General features: G+C 55.2%; 13 protein-coding genes. 6 read left to right on the forward strand and 7 right to left on the reverse strand.

Annotation, left to right across the window (positions count from 1 at the left end; all coding sequences use genetic code 11):
* Window positions 1–34: 34 nt before the first annotated feature.
* Both mdh and H5P17_RS01445 read right to left on the reverse strand, forming a co-directional pair.
* Window positions 35–973, reverse strand: coding sequence for a malate dehydrogenase (mdh, locus tag H5P17_RS01440; protein ID WP_182820923.1), 939 nt, complete (start codon window positions 971–973; stop codon window positions 35–37).
* 251 nt (window positions 974–1,224) lie between these two features.
* Window positions 1,225–1,392, reverse strand: coding sequence for a hypothetical protein (locus tag H5P17_RS01445; protein WP_156033866.1), 168 nt, complete (start codon window positions 1,390–1,392; stop codon window positions 1,225–1,227).
* Between the two features lie 47 nt (window positions 1,393–1,439).
* Between H5P17_RS01445 and argR the strand changes: the two genes are divergently transcribed.
* The 3 genes from argR (at window position 1,440) to yhcN (H5P17_RS01460) (ending at window position 2,967) form a co-directional block, all read left to right on the forward strand.
* A complete protein-coding gene (argR, locus tag H5P17_RS01450) occupies window positions 1,440–1,910 on the forward strand; it encodes a transcriptional regulator ArgR (protein WP_020824937.1) in 471 nt (156 codons plus the stop codon).
* 405 nt (window positions 1,911–2,315) lie between these two features.
* Window positions 2,316–2,579, forward strand: a complete 264-nt coding sequence (gene yhcN / locus H5P17_RS01455; protein ID WP_182820924.1) for a peroxide/acid stress response protein YhcN — start codon at window positions 2,316–2,318, stop codon at window positions 2,577–2,579.
* A gap of 124 nt (window positions 2,580–2,703) precedes the next feature.
* Window positions 2,704–2,967, forward strand: a complete 264-nt coding sequence (gene yhcN, locus H5P17_RS01460; RefSeq protein WP_044553956.1) for a peroxide/acid stress response protein YhcN — start codon at window positions 2,704–2,706, stop codon at window positions 2,965–2,967.
* Window positions 2,968–3,170: 203 nt separating this feature from the next.
* On the opposite strand, the gene mpl is transcribed toward yhcN (H5P17_RS01460), so the two are convergent.
* On the reverse strand, window positions 3,171–4,550 hold the full coding sequence (gene mpl / locus H5P17_RS01465; protein ID WP_182820926.1) for a UDP-N-acetylmuramate:L-alanyl-gamma-D-glutamyl-meso-diaminopimelate ligase: 1,380 nt from the start codon (window positions 4,548–4,550) through the stop codon (window positions 3,171–3,173).
* 168 nt (window positions 4,551–4,718) lie between these two features.
* Here mpl and fbp point away from each other — a divergent pair, with 168 nt between their 5' ends.
* Window positions 4,719–5,723, forward strand: coding sequence for a class 1 fructose-bisphosphatase (gene fbp / locus H5P17_RS01470; protein WP_020824933.1), 1,005 nt, complete (start codon window positions 4,719–4,721; stop codon window positions 5,721–5,723).
* 37 nt (window positions 5,724–5,760) lie between these two features.
* Here the strand turns inward: fbp and H5P17_RS01475 are convergent, their stop codons facing one another.
* Complete coding sequence (locus tag H5P17_RS01475) at window positions 5,761–7,314, reverse strand: methyl-accepting chemotaxis protein (RefSeq protein WP_182820928.1); 1,554 nt, start codon at window positions 7,312–7,314, stop codon at window positions 5,761–5,763.
* A gap of 256 nt (window positions 7,315–7,570) precedes the next feature.
* On the opposite strand from H5P17_RS01475, the gene ppa reads away from it, so the two are divergent.
* Complete coding sequence (ppa, locus tag H5P17_RS01480) at window positions 7,571–8,101, forward strand: inorganic diphosphatase (RefSeq protein WP_004952787.1); 531 nt, start codon at window positions 7,571–7,573, stop codon at window positions 8,099–8,101.
* A 51-nt stretch (window positions 8,102–8,152) separates the two neighbouring features.
* Here ppa and H5P17_RS01485 read toward each other — a convergent pair whose 3' ends face one another.
* From H5P17_RS01485 to H5P17_RS01495, 3 genes are read right to left on the reverse strand one after another with little or no spacing between them, the layout of a single operon-like run.
* Complete coding sequence (locus tag H5P17_RS01485; protein ID WP_006317485.1) at window positions 8,153–8,500, reverse strand: gamma-glutamylcyclotransferase; 348 nt, start codon at window positions 8,498–8,500, stop codon at window positions 8,153–8,155.
* A 2-nt stretch (window positions 8,501–8,502) separates the two neighbouring features.
* Window positions 8,503–12,321, reverse strand: a complete 3,819-nt coding sequence (locus H5P17_RS01490) for a translocation/assembly module TamB domain-containing protein (RefSeq protein ID WP_182820930.1) — start codon at window positions 12,319–12,321, stop codon at window positions 8,503–8,505.
* Window positions 12,318–14,054 (reverse strand): autotransporter assembly complex family protein, encoded by a 1,737-nt coding sequence (locus H5P17_RS01495; RefSeq protein ID WP_182820931.1) that lies wholly within the window; start codon window positions 14,052–14,054, stop codon window positions 12,318–12,320. The genes H5P17_RS01490 and H5P17_RS01495 overlap by 4 nt, the downstream gene beginning before the upstream one ends.
* A gap of 286 nt (window positions 14,055–14,340) precedes the next feature.
* Here H5P17_RS01495 and msrA point away from each other — a divergent pair, with 286 nt between their 5' ends.
* Window positions 14,341–14,982, forward strand: a complete 642-nt coding sequence (gene msrA, locus H5P17_RS01500) for a peptide-methionine (S)-S-oxide reductase MsrA (RefSeq protein WP_044553951.1) — start codon at window positions 14,341–14,343, stop codon at window positions 14,980–14,982.
* Window positions 14,983–15,118: the final 136 nt, after the last annotated feature.

Below are 15,118 nucleotides of genomic sequence, written 5' to 3' on the forward strand. Positions count from 1 at the left end.
GGCGGCCTATGCATACTCATGCACTGCTGAACGATCAGTTATTGATAAACTTTTCGCCCAGTTCGATATCTTTGTGCAGAACATCCAGCATTTCTTCCAGCGCTTTCTGTTCGAACGCGCTCAGAGTACCGATGTCTTTGCGTTCTTCAACGCCATTCTTACCCAGCACCAGCGGTTGTGCGAAGAAGCGAGCATATTTGCCATCGCCTTCCACATAAGCACATTCCACCACGCCTTTTTCGCCTTGCAGCGCACGAACCAGAGACAGGCCGAAACGCGCCGCCGCCTGGCCCATTGACAGGGTTGCAGACCCGCCACCGGCTTTGGCTTCAACCACTTCAGTACCCGCATTTTGGATACGCTTGGTCAGATCGGCCACTTCCTGCTCGGTAAAGCTCACGCCAGGGATCTGCGACAACAGTGGCAAAATGGTCACGCCAGAGTGTCCGCCGATAACCGGCACGTTCAGCTTTTCCGGCTGTTTGCCTTTCAGCTCAGCCACGAAAGTGTTGGAACGGATAATATCCAGCGAGGTCACGCCGAACAGTTTGTTCTTGTCATAAACACCGGCTTTCTTCAGCACTTCTGCCGCGATAGCCACGGTGGTGTTGACCGGGTTGGTGATAATACCGATGCAGGCTTTCGGGCAGGTGGTTGCCACTTGCTGGATCAGATTACGCACGATACCTGCGTTCACGTTGAACAGATCTGAACGATCCATGCCTGGTTTACGCGCAACGCCGGCAGAAATCAGCACCACGTCGGCACCGTGCAGAGCTGGAGTAGCGTCTTCGCCACTGAAGCCTTTGATTTTCACTGCGGTAGGGATGTGGCTTAAATCGACGGCAACGCCTGGGGTAACGGGGGCAATGTCGTAGAGAGAGAGTTCAGAACCTGAAGGAAGCTGGGTTTTGAGTAGAAGGGCGAGGGCCTGGCCGATACCGCCAGCAGCACCGAGAACTGCAACTTTCATCCTATACTCCTTTATTATCTTAAATATATAAAGCGCCGTGAATATGTTGGTTACGGACCTTAAATTATTACACCTTTAAAAACAATCTCTTAACAGTCTGTTTGAGAACTGGCGCAATAAAACAGTCGATGTCGCGCTCATTTTAGATTAAATAGCTTACGCATTAAGGGCATAGCGCACACTAATCAAAAATACTGCGAGGTTATTCACGAGCAAGTTAACCGGCGGTTACATTACACCCTTACACAACATCAGAACAACATCATTTTAATAACATTTTCTTTACCACCGCGGGCGGCATTTTCGGTCACCGAAAGGGCATATTCATGGGATACGGATTTTGTTAAAATGCTGCCCTTTCCTCGTTGTCCGGGCATTGATATTTTTTCCGGACGTCCTTTGATTGCATAAAAATTCATTTATATGCATAATCATCACTTCTATTGTCAACATTCCACGGTGCAAAATGCGTAATCCCGCAAAGCAGGAAGATCTGATCAAGGCGTTTAAAGCGTTATTGAAAGAAGAAAAATTCAGTTCTCAAGGCGAGATTGTTTTGGCGCTGCAAGAAGAAGGCTTCGAAAACATCAACCAATCCAAAGTATCGCGCATGCTGACCAAGTTCGGCGCGGTGCGTACGCGTAATGCCAAAATGGAAATGGTGTATTGCCTTCCCGCCGAACTCGGCGTGCCGACCACTACCAGCCCGCTGAAGAACCTGGTTCTTGATGTCGATCATAACGACGCGGTTGTGGTGATCCACACCAGCCCCGGCGCCGCGCAGCTTATTGCTCGCCTGCTGGATTCATTGGGTAAATCCGAAGGTATTCTCGGCACCATCGCCGGTGACGATACCATTTTCGTTACTCCAGCCAGCAGCTTTACCGCGCGCCAACTGTACGAAGCCATCCTGACCCTGTTCGAACAGGAGCTGTGATGCATAACGCTAACAAAATGCGGCGAGCCGTCGCGTTTTGTTAGCGTTTATTTAACCCTATCCTTACTTTTCCCGCTAGCCCTACCACGTTTAACGCCAGATTTCTTTCTCATCACAGCATATTTCAATGACATTACAGCTCAGCCAGTGATAGCTACTGTGTTTTTCCGCACTTTTGGTCAAAAGCACTTACCTTGTTGAAATTACATAAATTTAACATCAAAAGATCGTTTTATAACCGCTTTTTATTCCATATGGTTATAAAAGATAAGGAACATCATAATAAAGTTTCACTAGAAACTGTTAGCGAACTATTAATTTTTGTCGTTACTAGATGTATACTCATTTCCGTGACGTAAATCACAGTTCATTGGGACTGATAAAAGAATACGAAAGGGTCAAATCATGAAAATTAAATCTACCATCGCAACCATGAGCGTTCTCTCTATGCTTTCCTTCGGCGCATTTTCAGCACAATCGGTTGATGCAAACCAGGCCGCAAAAATGCAATCGGCAGGTACCATTACCGTCAGCGGCGTTGCCGGTGCACCTTCAGATATCCGTCAGGCACTGTCTGAAAAAGCCGATGCCAAAGGGGCGACAGCTTACCGTGTAATCGAAGCGCGTAACGAAGGTAACTTCCACGCGACCGCTGAGATTTATAAATAAGTACAAGGCGTTACCCGGCAACGGGCAATATCACTCTGGTACCCGGCATCACTGATAACGGCCTTCAAGTACAAAAATGCTGTAAAAGCCCTTCCAGGCGGTTATCACAACAGGACGCACTATCATGAACATGAAAACCACTCTCGCTGCACTCAGCCTGCTCTCAGTCGTTTCGTTCGGCGCTTCCGCCGCGACGTTAATCACCAATGACCAGGCCAGCACGCTTCAATCTGCCGGTACCATTACCGTCAGCGGCGTCACCGGTGCGCCTTCAGATATTCGCCAGGCGCTGTCTGACAAAGCCGACAAACAAGGCGCTAAAGCCTACCGCGTGATCGAGGCCTACGAAAATGGCAACTGGCACGCGACGGCCGAAATCTACAAATAACAATTCAGGGAGCTCTGCTTACCGAACTGATTACCCTCGTCACTGCCACTGCCGAGTTCTATCGTAAGCACTGATTCCTTGAAGAAACTTCGTCGTCCTATCCGACGAACCCCGTTGCCCTCGCTCGCGAGGGCTTTTTTATGGGCAAAAGAAAAGGCCGCAAGCGGCCTTTTAGTTTTGCTTCTTTTACGCTGATTCGACGATCAATAAGTCACTTTAGGCTCTGACTTGCGGGCCAATGCTTCCAGCAGACGGTCATGGATCCCGCCGAAGCCGCCGTTACTCATCACCAGAATGTGGTCACCAGGCTGGGCCGTTTTCACGATCATGTCCACCAGCGTGTCGAGATCGGCGCTCCAGTGGGCCGGCTGTACACAGGCTTCCGCGACTTCCGCCACCTGCCAGGGAATATGGTGCGGTTGGAACAGGAAGACCTCATCGGCACGGCCCAGAGACGGTGCCAAATCGTTCTTGCTGATCCCCATTTTCATGGTGTTGGAGCGCGGCTCGAGCACGGCCAAAATGCGCGCGGTACCACCAACCTTGCCGCGCAATGCAGCCAGCGTCGCCAGGATCGCCGTTGGGTGATGGGCAAAATCGTCATACACCGTAACGCCATGGGCTTCACCGCGCAATTCCAGACGGCGGCGAGCATTGATAAACTCACCGAGCGCGCGGCAAGCATCGGCTGGCAGCACACCAACATGGCGCGAGGCAGCAATAGCCATCAAACCGTTATGCATGTTGTGTTCGCCCACCAGCGACCACTTCACTTCGCCCACCTGCTCACCGTCGAGGAACACCGCATAATGGCTGGCGTCCGGCGTTAATTTTTGAGCGCGCCATGCGCCCTCTTCCCCGACCAGCTCTTGCTCACTCCAACAGCCCATCGCCATCACCTGTTTCAGGTGGTTGTCGTTATCAGGCAAAATGATCTTGCCCTTACCCGGCACCAGGCGCACCAGATGGTGAAACTGTTTCTGGATCGCTTTCAGATCGTCAAAGATATCGGCGTGATCAAACTCCAGGTTATTCATGATCAGCGTACGCGGGCTGTAATGCACAAACTTGGAACGCTTGTCGAAGAAGGCGCAATCATACTCATCGGCTTCGATCACAAAGAACGGGCTACCGCCCAGACGCGCGGAAACGTCAAAGTTGCCCGGAACACCGCCGATGACAAAACCCGGCTGATAGCCGCAGGATTCCAGGATCCAGGTTGCCATACCGGCGGTAGTGGTCTTGCCATGCGTGCCGGCAACGGCCAGCACCCAGCGATCGCGCAGCACATAATCATGCAGCCACTGTGGACCAGAAACGTAAGGGATCCCTCGTTCCAGTACCGCTTCAACACAAGGATTGCCCCGCGTCATGGCGTTACCGATGATCACCAGATCCGGCGCCGGATCCAACTGAGCAGGATCGTAGCCCTGGATCAGGTCGATCCCTTCCTTCTCCAGCAGCGTGCTCATCGGCGGATAGACATTAGCGTCAGAGCCGGTCACCTCATGCCCCAGCGAACGAGCCAGCACCGCCAGTCCGCCCATAAAGGTGCCACAGATCCCAAGAATGTGAATGCGCATAGTTTTCTCATAGAGTACGTCGAATGTTGACTCATTCTAACGCTCAGAATCGTCCAGAAGAAATGGATTTGCCTATGAATAGCGTTCATCTTTGGGCTACACTGCTCGCGAATACGTTGGCGGTTTGTTAACAAACCGCTACCCATCCGTAGATTCAGGGATTGTGTCATGAAAACGTTAGGCGAATTTATCGTCGAGAAACAGCACGACTTCTCACACGCCACCGGCGAGCTGACTGCGCTACTTTCTGCAATTAAACTGGGCGCCAAAATCATCCACCGCGATATCAACAAAGCGGGTCTGGTGGATATTCTGGGCACCAGCGGCGTTTCCAATGTACAGGGCGAAGTTCAGATGAAACTGGACCTGTACGCGAATGAAAAGCTGAAAGCAGCATTGAAAGCGCGCGGTGAAGTTGCGGGTATCGCTTCTGAAGAAGAAGATGAAATCGTGATATTCGACGGCGAGCGGGCTGAAAATGCCAAGTATGTGGTGCTGATGGATCCGTTGGACGGTTCGTCCAACATCGATGTCAACGTCTCGGTCGGTACGATTTTCTCTATCTATCGTCGCATTACCCCGGTCGGTACGCCAGTGACCGAAGAAGACTTCCTGCAGCCAGGCAGCGCACAGGTCGCCGCAGGCTACGTGGTTTACGGTTCATCCACCATGCTGGTGTACACCACCGGTTATGGCGTGCATGCCTTTACCTACGATCCTTCTCTGGGCGTGTTCTGCCTCTCCCACGAGAAAGTCCGCTTCCCAGCCAGCGGCAATATGTATTCCATCAACGAAGGTAACTACATCAAGTTCCCGCGCGGCGTGAAGAAATACATCAAATATTGTCAGGAACAGGACGAAGCTACGCAACGCCCTTATACCTCACGCTACATCGGTTCACTGGTTGCCGACTTCCACCGCAACCTGCTGAAAGGCGGCATCTACATTTATCCAAGCACTGCCAGCCACCCGCAAGGCAAGCTGCGCCTGCTGTATGAATGCAACCCGATGGCGTTCCTGGCGGAACAGGCCGGCGGTAAAGCCAGCGACGGTAAAAACCGTATTCTGGACATTACCCCGGTGAAACTGCACCAGCGCGCACCGTTCTTTGTCGGCACCAAATCGATGGTGGAAGACGCAGAGCGCTTTATCGCTGAGAACCCGGACGAATAACGGGTTCTATGTGGGGGACGGCAAGCCGTCCCCGGCATTATAATTTGAACACCGCCATGCTCTGCGCCAGTAACTGAGCCTGATCCTCCAGCGAGCGCGTCGCCGCCGCCGACTCTTCGACCAAGGCCGCATTCTGTTGCGCCACCTGATCCATCTGCGCCACCGCCAGGTTTACCTGCTCGATACCGCTGCTTTGCTCACGCGTAGCCGCAGAAATTTCCCGCATCAGCGCCGTCACCCGGCCCACCTCACCGGTAATGCCGTTCATGGTTTTCGCCGCCGAACCGGCCATTTGTTCCCCTTCTTGTACCCGATTCTGCGACGCTTCAATCAAACCTTTGATCTCTTTCGCCGACTGCGCGCTGCGCTGAGCCAGGCTGCGAACCTCACCGGCCACCACGGCAAAACCACGCCCTTGTTCACCGGCACGTGCCGCTTCCACCGCCGCATTCAACGCCAGAATGTTGGTCTGGAAGGCAATGCCGTCCATCACGCTGATGATATCGGCAATGCGGCGTGAGCTGTCGGTGATCGCCTGCATCTTGTCCATGACCTGACTGACCACTTCACTGCCCTGGTTGGCAATATCGGATACGCTCAGCGCCAGCTGATTAGCCTGTTCGCAGTTCTCGGCGTTCATCTTCACCGTCGAGGTCAGCTGTTCCATGCTGGCGGCGGTTTCCTCCAGAGAAGCGGCCGACTCTTCGGTACGCTGCGCCAAGTGCAAGTTGCCGGCAGCCAGTTCGCGTGAACCGGTGTCAATTTGGCTGCTGGCATCGCGCACCTTGCTGACCGAACTGACCAAGGCCTGCTGCATTCGCTGCATCGCACGCACCAGACGGCCCATTTCGGTCTCGCCTTCGCCGGTAATGCTGTGTGTCAGGTCGCCGCTGGCGATATACTCCAACTGGGCGATAGACTCATCGAGCGGACGCAGGATAATCACCCGCAGCGCAAACCAGGCCAGTACTGCCAGCAAAATGCTGAGCAGGCCGGCAATCACGATCAAGGTAATCTTGGTGCTGGCATTGCTTTGCGCCTCATTCACCCGCTGCTGGCCAATCTTCATGGCGAAGCTGCGGAAATCACTGAGGTCCTTTTCAAAAGCGATGCTCAGGGCAGAAATTTTTGTTTCCTGAATGTCGTAGTAATCATCAATTTTGCCGGCCTTGATGGCGTCGGCCATGGGCCCAACGCCCTGTTCCAGATAGGCGCGGTAGCTGTTTTGCAAACGACCGGACAGCTCACGTCCGCGTTCGGTGACGGTACCGACGCTGACAAAACGCGCCATTTCCTGCTTCGATTGCGCAAGGTAGTCATAGATACGGCCCACCGTAGCATCTGAAACCTCAATCTGGCCGATTTCCCGTTGGCGCACCGCCAATGAGGCAGCGGTTCTGGCGCGCAGCGTCAGGTTGGAACTGCTGGCCAGCGACCCCAACTCTTCCCCCAGGATTTGATTCAGGGTGTGTAACGAGCGCGATCCTTCGTTAATCGCGTTGACGCCAATGGTGCTGACCATAATCAACAGCAGCGTCATCAGGCTCAACAGGGCAATCAGCCCGGCCTTGACCGTAATCTTTTTTAGCATGAGTTCTTCCCGGCTTCAGAAATAGTGAGATCGTACGTAGAGGAGGTAAAACGCGGAGCCAGACTTCGCCGACTCATTATTATTTGATGAAGTTATCGGCAACCCTCGAGAAAACTTAACGCCGCAGGAGGATTTATCTGGAAATTCGATGGATGGCTCTGCGCCGGGGCGGGGATGATGAAAAGGGCAGGAATTCGCAAAAGAGTCCGCTATAATAGCCGCCACTCCATTTCTGGTTTGATTAAAGGAAACCGACATGAGCTTGAACCTGGTCCCTGCTGGCAAAGACCTGCCGGAAGACATCTACGTTGTTATCGAAATCCCGGCAAACGCCGATCCGATCAAATATGAAATCGACAAGGACACCGGCGCGCTGTTCGTTGACCGTTTCATGTCCACCGCGATGTTCTACCCGTGCAACTACGGTTACATCAACCACACCCTGTCTCTGGACGGTGACCCGGTTGACGTGCTGGTGCCAACCCCATACCCACTGCAGCCTGGCTCTGTGATCCGCTGCCGTCCGGTTGGCGTGTTGAAGATGTCCGACGAAGCCGGCGAAGATGCAAAACTGGTTGCCGTACCGCACAGCAAGCTGACCAAAGAGTACGATCACATCAAAGACGTGAACGACCTGCCGGAACTGCTGCGCGCCCAGATCGCTCACTTCTTCGAGCACTACAAAGATCTGGAAAAAGGCAAATGGGTGAAAGTGGAAGGCTGGGCAGATGCTGCCGCTGCCAAAGCTGAAATCGTTGCTTCTTTCGAACGTGCCGCCAAGAAGTAATTCTTGCCGCCGTCCGATAAAAAAACACCGCTCAGTGAGCGGTGTTTTTTTTTACTTTTCGTCGAGACGCTTCAGCCAGTCGCCGCTGTTAATTCGCGGGTAACCGTCCACACTGTGTTTATACAGGTAGATCCACGCACTCCCATAAGGCGTCTGAATCAGCTCGCGCTTATAGTCCTTGGTGTTGCTTTTCAGTTCGTCCAGCTCAGCCAAAATCGATGAGTTAATGCGGTACACTTCGCAATGTACCGTGCCCTCTCCAGGGATCGCCGCCGGGTAATGGCCCAGATTATAAATCTGATAGCCTTCGAGCTCATGCTCGCCGAGCCATTGGGCGTTGGTCATCCAATGGCTGTTTCCCTGTTTGCGTCGTAAACTGCCGTAGACAATTATTCGCATCGCTAAAACTCAAACTGATAGAGCAAATCTAATGCCTGGTCGAGACCAGACACCGCTTCCAGATACAATTTAGGCATCAGGCGGTAACGCAACGTCAACGTAGCCAGCGAGTCGAAAATACCCACCCCATATTTTACTTGTAAGCCTGGGAGAACATAACCGCTCACGACAACCTGGGAACTGTCGCCGACACCCTGAGTATCCAGGGCCAAATTGCTTACGCCAAACGCCTCGCCGATTTTACCCACAAGTTGACCACTTTGTGCAACCCCCATCCCAATTAACATTGAGGTCATTGCGTTACCATCGGCGCCGGAACTGCCTAATCCCTGCCCACGCAGCAGATAAGACAGCGCTTCCTGCTGAGATTTGGCCGGATCCGAGAACACTTCCAGCTTGGGTGCATCCGCCAACCCGGTAACGCGTACCCCAGCGGTAACGTCGTCTTCGGTCGAATCAGGATTACGGATGGCTTCAATATTAAGCAACGGCTGATCCGGCGGCCCTGAGAACATCAGTTGGCCCTTGCGAACGATCAAATCCTGACCATAAGCATGGAAGCGACCGGAAGGGATGTCAATCTGGCCGTTGAGGCCCAGGCCATTCTTGTCCTGCACCACTTTCAGATCGCCCTTCAGGCGGGCTTTTAAGCCAAAGGCATCCAGCCGCACGTCGTTGCCCACGTGGATCATCAGGTTACTGTTGATCGGGATCCCTGCGGTTTTCGGCTGTATCGGCTTCAGTTGGTTGTCCAGCATCACTTCGTCGGAAGAGACGCCCACCGCACTTTCCGGCAACTCCTGCACCGTAATGCGCGCCCACGGAATATCCACTGAACCATTGAGCGAGAACAACTGCGGCGTCGCTTCAAAGACCAGATCGGGTGAAACGTCGATGCGGATCATCGGCGGCACCGTCACCCGCAGCTTATCGCCCTTGGCGGCGATACGTGCGCGCCAGGCGTTAATATCCCGCCAATCGGCATCGCCCGACAGGTTAAGCTGCCCGCGCGTGGTGCTGACCAGCCCTTCCATGGTCGAGGTCATGCCGTCAAAGTTCATCACCAGGCGGCCGTCCGTCATATCAAACGGCATCCAGTGACCATCTATATCAACCTTATCCAACGCCATCCGGCCATAAACCAGGGGCTTCTGCGCGCTGCCGCCCAGGCGCAGATTGGCATTCAGCATGCCCGCGGCTTTCTCCCCCTTCATCAACGCCGAATTGATCATCGCCAGCGAGATATTGGTGATATTGACGTTGCCGCTGATATTGCGTCGTACCTGCGGATCGGCCACCTGCACGTTACCGTCAAATTGGCCATTATTGGTCAACTTGATCAACCAGTCGGCCTGCGCACGACCGTTGGACAGGCCGGCATTAAGGTTCAGCCGATCAAAGGCGATCGGCAGCGCGTTGCCCTGCACTTGCTGAACCACCTTCACTCCGTTACCCACCAGGGAAACTTTGGCGTCCGGCAGCGCACCGCCCGGCTTCCAGCTTACGTCCGCCCGCCCGGTGAATACCCCGCTCAGGGCGGTCTCCGGGCCGAGGAAAGGTTTGATCATCGCCAGATCAAAGCGGTTCAACACCACGCTGGCCTGGCCACTCGGCCCGGCTTCGATGGTTTTCGGCACGCACAGTTCGGCGTTCGGGTTCTGCCAGCAGTGCGGCCCAACGCTGATTTTCTGCGCGGTATTCAGATAATCCAGCGCAATGGCGCGAGTCAATCGCCATTCGCCCACCGGGGTATCGAAACGGGTATTGTTCAGGTTGCCGCGCCAGCGCTGCTGTTGGCGATCGAAACTGCCCTGCAGCGCCAACTGACCGGATACCGGCTTGCCGTCAATTTTCAACTGCAGCTGATGCTGCTTCTCACTGCCTTTGGCATCCAGTGTCAGTAGGCTGATATCCAGCGCATCCTGCTTAAGTTGCTCAACGCGTACCGCCAGCTGACCCTGGATCTGGTCGCTGGAGCGGACGTCGCCGTCAATCTTCACCCGGTTGATGCGCAGCGCCTGCCACTGCAGGCCGGAAGCGGTCAGGTCAGCCAGCAGCTGAGGCGCCTGCAGGTTGCCCCGCAGCTTCAGCAAGCCTTTCGCCGTACCGCCCAATCCTGGCAGAGCGCCATCCAGACGCGGCGCGTCAATGTTCGCATCCAGGTTCCAGCTTTTCTCGTCCAGTTGGCCCTTAACGTTCAGTTGGTTGCGTCCGAGCGTCAGATCGATACCCGGGATTTTCCACTGACCGGCTGCGTTGCCGCTGAGCGTGCCTCGCGCGGTGACCTTGTTTTGTTTCACGTTTCCGTCGAGCTGCAGCACCGGCACCTGCAGTTGCCAACTGCCGCCGTGCAGGCTGCCGCGCGTAGTGATTTTACCGTCCAACCTCGCCGGCCATTCCGGCCACTGCTTGGCGGTATTGATGCCGCTCAGCGTCAGCTGTGAATTCCAACTGATGGCCTTGCTCCAGTCCACCAGCGCCGTCAGGTCGGTATTGCCCTGCAAGGCCGCCAACCGCAGGCGATCCAGTTTGAACTGTTCGACGTTACCTTTACCGTCCAGCGTCAACACTGCCGGCGGGAGATCCTGTCCCTTGATATTGGCCCGGGTCGACAAGGCATAGTCGGTGGCCTTGCCATTAAAGCGCAGGCGGAAATCGTTAACCTGATATTGCGGCTCGCCGCTCAGCGGCCATTTCAGCTGTTTGCTTTGCAGCGTCAGTGCCAGCGGTAAACCCACTTCAGCCAATTGGGTCTGTACATCAAGCTGTGCACCGACCGGCCCGGAGAGGTTCAGCGCCACTTTGAGTTCTTCGCGCAGCCCGCCGCCGACGTTCAGTTTGACCTTTTCCCCTTTCAGCGGCTCGATATTCAGCGTGCTGTTGGCCACCATTTCCACCGGCCAACTGCCGGTCAGCGTCGCCTGCCCCTGCGCAGACAACGTACCCTGCGGGGATTTCACATCAAAATTATCCAGCTTGATATGCTGATCCTGGGTGCTGGCCTGCAGCAGCAGGCTGGTAATCAGCACCTCGGTATCACCGGTCAGCCGCAGTTGTTCCCCACTGATTTCCTTAACGGTGATATCCAGCGGCAAGCGAATTTCCGGCAGATCCGGCAGCAGCGGCTTGGCGAACAGTTCTTTCAACGTTTCGCCCAGCGGTTTCTCTTCCGGCACCGGTGCCGGTTTCGCCGCCTTGTCGACCTGTTCACCCACTTTTTTCGCGACCTCGACAGCCGGCTGTATCGCCTCCGGCAACGGGTTCTGCGGGGTTTTCGGCAGTGCAATCAACAGGCCGCTGATTTTGGTGGGCAGCAAGGTCAGCGCACGCTCTTGCCACTGCGCTCCGGTACGGAACTCGCCGAGAGAGATTGCCGTGTCGTCTACGCTGACCTTAACGTTGTTCAACGTCAGCATACGCAGAGTGATCGGGTACGGCGTGCTCAGATTGGTGGTCGGCTCGCTGGTCTCTTCCACCGGCGCGGACGGCGTCATTTCTTTGGTTTTCACCACCACGTCGACGTCCTGCGCGGTCAGCGCATTGACGCACAGCGAACTGTTTTTAAAGCAGGCCAGATCGAGTGACAGATGGAATTGTCCGGCATTCACCGTGACGCCCGGCATCTGATACTTCACGCCTTTCAGCGTCAGATCACGCCAGCCACCGCTCACGCTGGCAATGTCCAGCCCCGGCACCCATCGCGCCGCACCGTTGATCACCATATGCAAACCACTGGTGGTACCGAGCAAGTACGCCACCGCCCCTACCAGCAACAGCAAGACAATCAGGAAACCAAAGCAAATCTTTTTTATCAGGCTCATAGTTCAGGCCCCAAACCGATGTAGAACTGCATCCCGTGGGTGTCCTTGTCCCCCACGGGCGCGGCGATATCCAGCTTCACAGGCCCTACCGGCGACTGCCAGCGTACGCCTACGCCGGCGCCGGTCTTGAAGTTGCTCTGCTTGATATCGTTCACCGCTTCACCGGAATCGACGAACATCGCCCCCCACCATTTGCCGGTCACGTTGTATTGATACTCCAGCGAGCCGGTCAGCATCTTGGAGGCACCGGTCAACTTGCCGTCATCGTTGCGGGGTGAAATGTCTTTGTACTTGTAGCCACGGATGCTGCGATCGCCGCCGGCAAAGAAGCGCAGGTCTGGCGGCACCTTGTCGAAGTCGTTGGTTTCGATCCACCCCACCTGCCCGCGCGCCACGAACCGGTGCTTATCGGCCAGGGTGCGGATCCAGACGTTTTGCGCCTGCATCAGCGCAAAGTCCACGCCGGATCCCCAGGTGGTGTCGGAAACGTCGATGGAGTAGCGTTGGCTATCGCCCCAGGTCGGCATCAGGCCTCCGCGCGAGCGGGTGCGGTTGAGGCTGACGCCGGGGTACAGCAGCATGGTGGTATTGCTGACGTTACCCTGGGTAAAGTTATCCCAGCGCCAGGTCAGGTTGATCGCCCGCTGCCAGCCGCTGGAGAGATCCCAGTTGCGCGAGGCTACCACTTTGGAGGTGACGGACTTGGTGTCGTTGAGATCGACGTTCTTGAGCCCGCCCTGCAGCAGGTAATACTGCTCCAGCGGATTCTTCAGCAACGGGATCTTATAGGTCAGATCGAGCTGCTGCTCCGGGGCCGAAATGCTGGCGCTGGTTTCCAGACTGTGGCCGCGATCGTTAAGCCAGGGCTTCTTCCAGGTGCCTTTAATGCGCGGGCCGACGTCGGTGGAGTAACCGACCCCGGTTTCGATGGTGTTGCGAGTGCGTGGCGACACCAACGCATCTAGCGGCAAAATCTTGTTCTCTTTGGCATCTTGGAAATCAGGGGAGACCACCACCGAGTTAAACCAGTTGGTGGCGGACAAACGGCGGTTCAGTTCGGCCAGGTCTTCCGAACTGTAATAATCCCCCTGATGAAAGGGCACCAGATTTTGCAGATAGTCTTCACGAATTTGCGAGCCGGTGAACTTCACCCGGCCGAAGCGGTAACGCTGCCCGCTGTCGAAATCGATATCCCAATAGGCCTTATGCAGACCTTCCGCCACGCCGAGCTGGCTTTTGGTCATATCGGCATCGAAATAGCCTTTGCGCAGCGCCAGACCGGTCAGTGAACCTTTAAAACTGTCGTATTTACCGTGGTTGAGGATCTCACCTATCGTCGGCTTGCCTTTTTTGACCAGCGACAGATAGTCTTCATCGGTTTTCGCACCGCCTTCCAACACGATATTAGCGCCGGCAATGCGCACCGGTTCACCCGGATTGACCTTTGCGTGCAGGACCGGCCGCGCCAGCCCTGGCCGATCGTCCAACGTAAAATCGATGGTAGGCTGATAATAGCCAAGCGCTCTCAGCCCCTGACGAACCGCTTCATCCACGCGTGCGCGGAAACGGCCATCAGTGCCGACCTCTTCCGGAGTGATGGAAGACAGGCGCACCCGGACGTTTTTTTCCAGTTCCCCGCTAAGTCCTTCAACCTGCAGCCGCACATTCGCCGAAAACGCCGCAGGCGTCGCGAGCAGCGCACACAAAAAGCACAGGGCACGGTATCGTGGCACGCGTTCTCCTTAATTTATTTTACTTTCCTGTTATAACACGCGCTCTGGTGCCAGGGCATACTCCGCGCTATCAAGACGGCAGCCCTTTCAGCCTTATTCCAGACGCGGCATATTACGATTTTACTGCCGCAGTAATCTGGCGCATTCTTAGCTTTTGGCGCTCTAAATACTGCGTTAATCTGATTCATAATCTAAATGTGTAGCTTATTGTGGGCAAAGTTGCGGTTAGATACAACCGAACTGCCGCTTCTTAGGCCAATTCTTACTGTGACAACAGGAGTCAACCGTGGTGCCATTTTTCGATAAAACTCAAACCGTCGACAAGGCAAACGCACTGCCTGGCCGCACGACTCCCATGCCGGTTGCCACACTCAACGTGGTCACCAATCATTCGATGACCCAGGTGCCGGACGGCATGGAAGTGGCTATCTTCGCCATGGGATGCTTCTGGGGCGTAGAGCGTCTGTTCTGGCAACAGCAGGGGGTATACAGCACGGCAGCAGGCTACAGCGGCGGCTTTACGCCAAACCCAACCTACCGCGAAGTGTGCAGCGGCCAGACCGGCCATACCGAAGTGGTGCGCGTGGTGTTCGATCCGAAAATCATCAGCTATAAGCAGTTGCTGCAGGTGTTCTGGGAGAACCACGACCCGGCGCAGGGCATGCGTCAGGGGGGCGACGTCGGCACCCAGTATCGCTCGGCGATTTATACGCTGACGCCGGAACAGCAGAGCGAGGCCGAAAGCAGCCTGCAGCGTTTCCAGCAGGCCATGAACCAAGCGGGCGACCAGCGCAGCATCACCACCGAAGTGGTGCCGGCACTGCCGTTTTACTATGCCGAGGACGACCATCAGCAGTACCTGTACAAGAATCCTGAAGGATACTGCGGTTTGGGCGGCATCGGCGTTTGCTTACCCCCCCAGGGCTAAGCCTTTGGGCAGCGGTAATTTTTTAACCGCTGGCGGCCCCTGTAGGGCTGCTGCTATACTATGCGGGCCGCTTCTGCGGCCTGATAGCCGCCTTTCTGGTTGTTATCACTACTTTTTTTACAATGTACTACCCTTC

This window comes from Serratia sp. OS31 (genome assembly GCF_014164835.1).
Classification (GTDB): Bacteria; Pseudomonadota; Gammaproteobacteria; order Enterobacterales; family Enterobacteriaceae; genus Serratia; species Serratia liquefaciens_A.